General features: G+C 69.5%; 3 protein-coding genes and 2 pseudogenes. All 5 read left to right on the forward strand.

The genetic code is table 11. The annotated features are described in order from the left end of the window. The first annotated feature begins 378 nt into the window (after nucleotides 1-378). Entirely contained in the window at nucleotides 379-1788 is a 1410-nt protein-coding gene (gene tig / locus IQ216_RS10375; protein ID WP_193815414.1) for a trigger factor, read from the forward strand. A 152-nt stretch (nucleotides 1789-1940) separates the two neighbouring features. Then, nucleotides 1941-2525, forward strand: a pseudogene (clpP, locus tag IQ216_RS10380) (ATP-dependent Clp endopeptidase proteolytic subunit ClpP); the annotation flags it as partial. A gap of 545 nt (nucleotides 2526-3070) precedes the next feature. Further along, nucleotides 3071-4183: pseudogene (gene clpX, locus IQ216_RS10385) on the forward strand (ATP-dependent protease ATP-binding subunit ClpX); the annotation flags it as partial. 7 nt (nucleotides 4184-4190) lie between these two features. Next, entirely contained in the window at nucleotides 4191-4895 is a 705-nt protein-coding gene (locus tag IQ216_RS10390; RefSeq protein WP_186697962.1) for a lecithin retinol acyltransferase family protein, read from the forward strand. A 29-nt stretch (nucleotides 4896-4924) separates the two neighbouring features. Further along, nucleotides 4925-6477, forward strand: a 1553-nt coding sequence (locus tag IQ216_RS10395; protein ID WP_193815415.1) for a DNA polymerase III subunit gamma/tau, incomplete at its 3' end; no start/stop codon positions are given.

Raw genomic sequence — 6477 nt, forward strand, 5'->3', positions numbered from 1 at the left:
CAGCAGGGGCGTTGCAGCAGGGGCGTTGCAACAGGGTGGGCGCTCGAGGGGTTCCGAAGACCGGTGAAGAGACGGGGGCCAACGGTGAACGGTTGAGGGAGAGGAAAGGTGAGCGTGGTGGCGAAGGGCTGGTTGGAAAACTTGGGGAAGGGCTCGGCCGGCAAACGATGTCAGGCTCTCGGATCAAAAGGCCTGGATCTGCAGGGCCTGGGCGGAGTCTGCCGCGGTCGCTCGGAACTGGCAGGCAAATCACAGCGCAGCTGTGATGCATGGGCCAGGGAGACCACCACGGGGATCTCACGTCTTGATGCTGCAAACACTACCGGAAACAGTGCCTGCAAGCCACTTTCTTAGGATAGGGGGCTGCATCGAGCTGCCATGAGTCCTGCTGCCGCCTCTTCCGCCCCCACCAGCCCCGCCAAGGGCGACACCTTCAGCGTGACCGCCACGCCACGTCCGGGCAGCCGCATAGCCCTCGAGGTGGCGATTCCAGGCGAGCGCTGCAAGGCCAGCTACGAGACGGCGGTGGAGAAGCTCAGCCGCAGCATCAAGCTGCCGGGATTCCGCAAGGGCAAGGTGCCCCGGGCGGTGCTGCTGCAGCAGATCGGCCCGCTGCGGGTGAAGGCCACCGCCCTGGAGGATCTGGTCGATGCCGCCTTCCGCGACGCCCTGGCCCTGGAAGAACTGTCTCCGCTGAGCCGTCCGGAGCTGAACGAGGCCTTCGAGCTGGTGCTGGAGCGGTTCCAGCCTGGAGAAGCGCTCAGCTTCACGCTGGAGCTCGACGTGGAGCCCACCCCGAAGCTGAACAACACCCGAGGCCTCAAGGCCGAGGCCGAGGCGATCAGCTACGACCCGGCCAGGGTGGATGAACTGATCGAGCAGTCGCGCAAGCAGCTGGCCACTCTGGTGCCGGTGGAAGGCCGCAGCGCCGAGAGCGGCGACGTGGCCGTGCTCAGCTTCAGCGGCGTGTTTGTCGACAGTGGCGAAGCGATCACCGGCGGCAGCAGCGATGCCACCGAGGTGGAACTGGAGGAGGGTCGCATGATCCCCGGCTTCGTGGAGGGTGTGATCGGCATGGCCGTGGGCGACGCGCGCACGGTGGAGTGCCAGTTCCCCGAGAGCTACCCCCAGGAGGAGGCCGCCGGTCGCCAGGCCCGCTTCGAGATCGACCTCAAGGACCTCAAGACCCGGGAGCTGCCCGCCCTCGACGACGCCTTTGCCAAGCAGGCCAGCGACAAGCAGACCATGGCCGAGCTGCGGGCCGATCTGGAGCAGCGCCTCCGGGACGACGCCGCGAGCCGGGCCAGGACAGCCCGCCACGAGGCCCTGCTGGGCGCCCTGGTGGAGGAGCTGGAGGTGGAGCTGCCGGAATCTTTGCTGCAGCAGGAGATCCGCAACCTGATCGAGCAGACCGCGGGCCAGATCGCCCAGCAGGGCATGGACGTGAAAAAACTGTTCACCCCTGAGCTGGTGCGCAGCCTGGTGGACAGCTCCCGGCCCGAGGCGGAACAGCGCCTGCGTCGCAACCTGGCACTCCAGGCCCTCGCCACTGCCGAGGCGATCAAGGTGGACGACGCCGAGCTGGACGCCAAGGTGAAGGAAGTGCGCCAGGGGCTCGAGAACCAGGGCAACATCGATGCCGATCGGCTGCGCCAGGTGGTGGGCGACGACCTTCTGCGCGACAAGCTGCTCGACTGGCTCGAGAGCCACATCACGATCACCGAGCGCGCTACCGTCCGCGATGAGGCTGCTGCTGCCGAGGAGGCGGCTCCGACCAGCGAAGACTGAGCGGTGCGGGGGCTGTCCTGCCCCTGGCTGCGGCAATCCACCCAGCGAGCACCGATCCCATCCCCATAGATTGCCGGTACCAGACCTTGCCGCGCGTGATCGACGCCCACTCCCCTTCTGCCCTGCGGACCCACCCGATCCAGAACCTCTGGATGGGAGGGCGGCCCGAGGCCACGATCGGGGCGCCTGCCGCCGCCCCCGGGGTGCTGCCCACCGTGGTCGAGCAGTCGGGCAAGGGCGACCGGGCCTTCGACATCTATTCGCGCCTGTTGCGCGAGCGGATCATCTTTCTTGGCACGGGCATCGACGATGCCGTGGCCGATGCCCTGGTGGCCCAGCTGCTCTTCCTGGAGGCCGAGGACCCCGAGAAGGACATTCAGATCTACATCAACTCACCGGGCGGCTCGGTGACGGCCGGGCTGGCGATCTACGACACCATGCAGCAGGTGGCTCCGGATGTGGTCACCATCTGCTACGGCCTGGCGGCCTCGATGGGGGCCTTCCTGCTCACGGGGGGCAGCAAAGGCAAGCGCCTGGCCCTGCCCAGCGCCCGGATCATGATTCACCAGCCCCTCGGCGGCGCCCAAGGCCAGGCGGTGGACATCGAGATCCAGGCCAAGGAGATCCTCTACCTCAAGGACACCCTCAATGGCCTGATGGCGGAGCACACCGGCCAGCCCCTTGAGAAGATCACCGAGGACACGGACCGCGACTACTTCCTTTCCCCCNCCNWGGCGRKYSARYWCGRYCYNATSGNAYCKKKTKGKSMCYKRRMCCNNAMKYCRMYCCRMKGGCCMTSRTKMCCCCNCCKGGYGNGMCAGCTSGNNCCMTSSNANCYKYTYGGCYCKNNTGSCSCTSANGMSGMYYCNCTSGCNNTGRWKCSYCCNGYCKGGYSSMCMGNCTGRMCCTNNCYRNCCGMTCSKYWMGGNGWGYSKCNCWGARNCCKSYTCSMKGRWSMRTSCTGWCYNGGSSMCCMSTCYGMWCCYKYCYSNCCGAYCCKKAMGKWSMGTNNCCTGMMSCKSYTNCCNAKGGYCAAKKYYGACSCSSRKMYCANNNNCTCNGYTCYNCGSCMMNNCCSASSMGSASGTKCNCRWSCTNCMKCKCCKGNCCSRKGGYCWASWTCKRCGMCSAKYKCAWNGWKCTCNGYWMYGMGRNCMWSKMYSAGGAGCWGGTGSRCANNNANGNCTCRKCNGSCGGSCSCSRKGYCYMCRWMYSCNACKMGYGCMWMGAKYTCKGCMAMGARAYCSTCSANGANNNSCKGSTSSNCASCCYNNCGGMWSKGCCCAAACCCCAGGAGATCAAGGAGTTCCTCGATGGCCAGGTGGTGGGTCAGGAAGAGGCCAAGAAATCGCTTTCCGTGGCGGTCTACAACCACTACAAGCGCCTGGCCTGGCAGGGCGACGGCAAGGGCGAGACCGACCAGACCGCCACCCGGCTGCACAAGAGCAACATCCTGCTGATCGGCCCCACCGGCTGCGGCAAGACGCTGCTGGCCCAGACCCTGGCCGAAATCCTGGATGTGCCCTTCGCCGTGGTCGATGCCACCACCCTCACCGAAGCCGGCTACGTGGGGGAAGACGTGGAGAACATCCTGCTGCGGCTGCTGCAGAAGGCCGACATGGATGTGGAACTGGCCCAGCGGGGCATCATCTACATCGATGAGATCGACAAGATCGCCCGCAAGAGCGAGAACCCCTCGATCACCCGGGATGTGTCCGGCGAAGGGGTGCAGCAGGCCCTGCTGAAGATGCTGGAGGGCACCACCGCCAACGTGCCGCCCCAGGGGGGCCGCAAACATCCCTATCAGGACTGCATTCAGATCGACACCAGCCAGATCCTGTTCATCTGCGGCGGCGCCTTCGTGGGCCTCGACGACGTGGTGCAGAAGCGGATGGGCCGCAATGCCATCGGCTTCATCAACCCCGACGGCAGCAGCCGCCCCCGCAGCGTCAAGGAGCGCCAGGCGGCCAGCGTGCTGCGGCACATGGAGCCCGACGACCTGGTGAAGTACGGCCTGATCCCTGAGTTCATCGGCCGCCTGCCGGTGAGCGCCGTGCTCGAACCGCTCGATACCCGCGCCCTGGAATCGATCCTCACCGAGCCCCGCGATGCCCTGGTGAAGCAGTTCCAGACGCTGCTCAGCATGGACGAGGTGCAGCTGCACTTCGAGCCCGGCGCCATCGCGGCGATCGCCGCCGAGGCCCACCGCCGCAAGACCGGGGCCCGGGCCCTGCGCGGCATCCTCGAGGAGCTGATGCTGGAGCTGATGTACGACCTGCCCTCCCGCAGCAACGTCAAGGACTTCACCGTGACCCGTGAGCTGGTGGAGCAGCGCAGCCAGGCCAAGGTGGTTCCCCTGGGCGCCAGCCACGAGGGCGCCCAGGCCAGCGCCTGAACCCTGCGTGGCCGCCGCCGATCACCTGCAGGTGCCGCGCCAGCACGGCCTGTTCAACCACCACGGCATCGACCTGGGCGACGGCACGGTGGCCCACTACCTGGAGGGCCGCGAGATCCTGCGCAGCGCCAGCGACGACTTCAGCCTCGGCCAACCGCTGAGCGTGGTGCCCTATCCCGAGGGCAGTTGCTCCCCGGATGGGGTCTGCCTCAGACGGGCCATGGGCCGCCTCGGGGAGCAGAACTACAACCTGCTGTTCAACAACTGCGAGCACTTCGCCCACTGGTGCAAGACCGGCCGGCATCGCAGCTCCCAGGTGGAGGGCTGGCTGCACACCGGCACCCTGGGGGCGCTGGCCCTGGGGCAGGTGATGCCGGCGGCGGTGCTCGCCGGCGCCCGCCTGCTGCTGCGGCAGGGTGCCCGCCTCGAAGGCCTGAATCTGGAATCGCTGAATCTGGATCCGGGTCAGCTGGACAAGGGCCTGGAGCTGGCCCGGCAGACCATCGCCCAGCTGGAGGGCCTGCGCCAGAAGCTGCAGGGTCGGCTGGATGAGGAACTCGCCAAGGCCGAGGCCCGCTGGGGCCAGGGCCAGTTCGAGGCCCTGCGGCGCACGGCCCAGGGCCTGGCCGACCAGCTGGCCGAGGTGGAAGACATGGAGGCCGCTCTCGAATCCCGTCTGCATGGGCTGCTGGAGCCCGGGGACGACCAGTAGCCTCGACGCTTCGCCCCTGAGGCCGCCCCATGGGCCAGGCCTACCAGCCGCTCCACCACAAGTACAGACCTCAGCGCTTCGACCAGCTGGTGGGGCAGGAGGCCATCGCCGCCACGCTGGTCAATGCCCTGCGCTCCGGCCGTATCGCGCCGGCCTACCTGTTCAGCGGGCCCAGGGGAACGGGCAAGACGTCCAGCGCCAGGATCATGGCGCGCTCGCTCAACTGCCTCAGCGCCCCCGGGCCCACGCCTGAACCCTGCGGCCACTGCGAACTCTGCACCGGGATCGCCTCCGGCAGTGCCCTCGACGTGATCGAGATCGACGCCGCCTCCAACACCGGCGTGGACAACATCCGCGAGCTGATCGAGCGCTCCCGCTTCGCGCCGGTGCAGGCCCGCTGGAAGGTGTATGTGGTGGACGAGTGCCACATGCTCTCCACGGCGGCCTTCAACGCCCTGCTCAAGACCCTGGAGGAGCCACCGCCGCAGGTGGTGTTCGTGCTGGCCACCACCGACCCCCAGCGGGTGCTGCCCACGATCCTGAGCCGCTGCCAGCGCTTCGACTTCCGCCGCATCCCCCTGCCGGCCCTGGAGCGCCATCTGGGCTGGATCGCCGCCCAGGAAGCGATCGCGATCACGCCCGAGGCCCTCCACGTGGTGGCCCAGCGGTCCCAGGGCGGGCTGCGCGATGCCGAAAGCCTGCTCGATCAGCTCAGCCTGCTGCCCCCGCCCATCGAGGTGGAGGCCGTGTGGGACCTGCTCGGGGCGGTGCCGGAACAGGAGCTGCTGCACCTGGCCGCGGCCCTGGCGGGGGCCGAGCCACTCGGCCTGATCGAGGCCAGCCGCGAGCTGCTGGAGCGGGGCCGGGAGCCGGCGGCCGTGCTGCAGGGGATGGCCAGTCTGCTGCGGGATCTGGTGCTGGTGGGCCTGGCCCCCGAGCGACTCGAGCTCACGGCCGTGTCCCCGCAGTTCCGCAGCCAGTTGCCGGATCTGGCCAGCCGCCTGGGTCAGCCACGCCTGCTGCAGTGGCAGGCCCAGCTCAAGGGCAGCGAGCAGCAGCTGCGCCACAGCGTCAACCCCCGCCTCTGGCTTGAGGTGCTGCTGCTGGGCCTGCTGGCGCCGCGGCAGCCCGGGGCCGCCAGCCAGCCTGAGGCGCAGCGGGCTGCTGCCGCGCCGCCGCCGGTAGCCACTCCTGCCGCCACCCCAGCCGCCACGCCGCCGGGGCCGCCGGTGGCCCCGCAGCCGGCTGCGACATCCCCGCAACAGCTGGCCCCGGAGCCACGGGCGGTGAACCTCAGCGAGCTCTGGCAGCAGATCCTGGCCTGCCTGGAACTGCCCTCCACCCGCATGCTGCTGAGCCAGCAGGGCCGCCTGGTGGGGCTGGATGAACGCCGGGCGGTGGTGCAGGTGGCCAGCCAGTGGGTCGCCATGGTGCACAACCGCCAGGCCCTGGTGGAGCAGGCGATCGCCAAGGCCCTCGGCAGCCCCCGCCAGCTGGTGCTGGAAGCCGGCCGAGAGCCCACGCCCGCAGCACCGGCAGCCCCGCCGCCCGAACGCGTCGTGCGGGCAGGAGCCCCCAGCCC

This window comes from Cyanobium sp. LEGE 06143, assembly GCF_015207535.1.
In the GTDB taxonomy this organism is placed as follows: domain Bacteria; phylum Cyanobacteriota; class Cyanobacteriia; order PCC-6307; family Cyanobiaceae; genus NIES-981.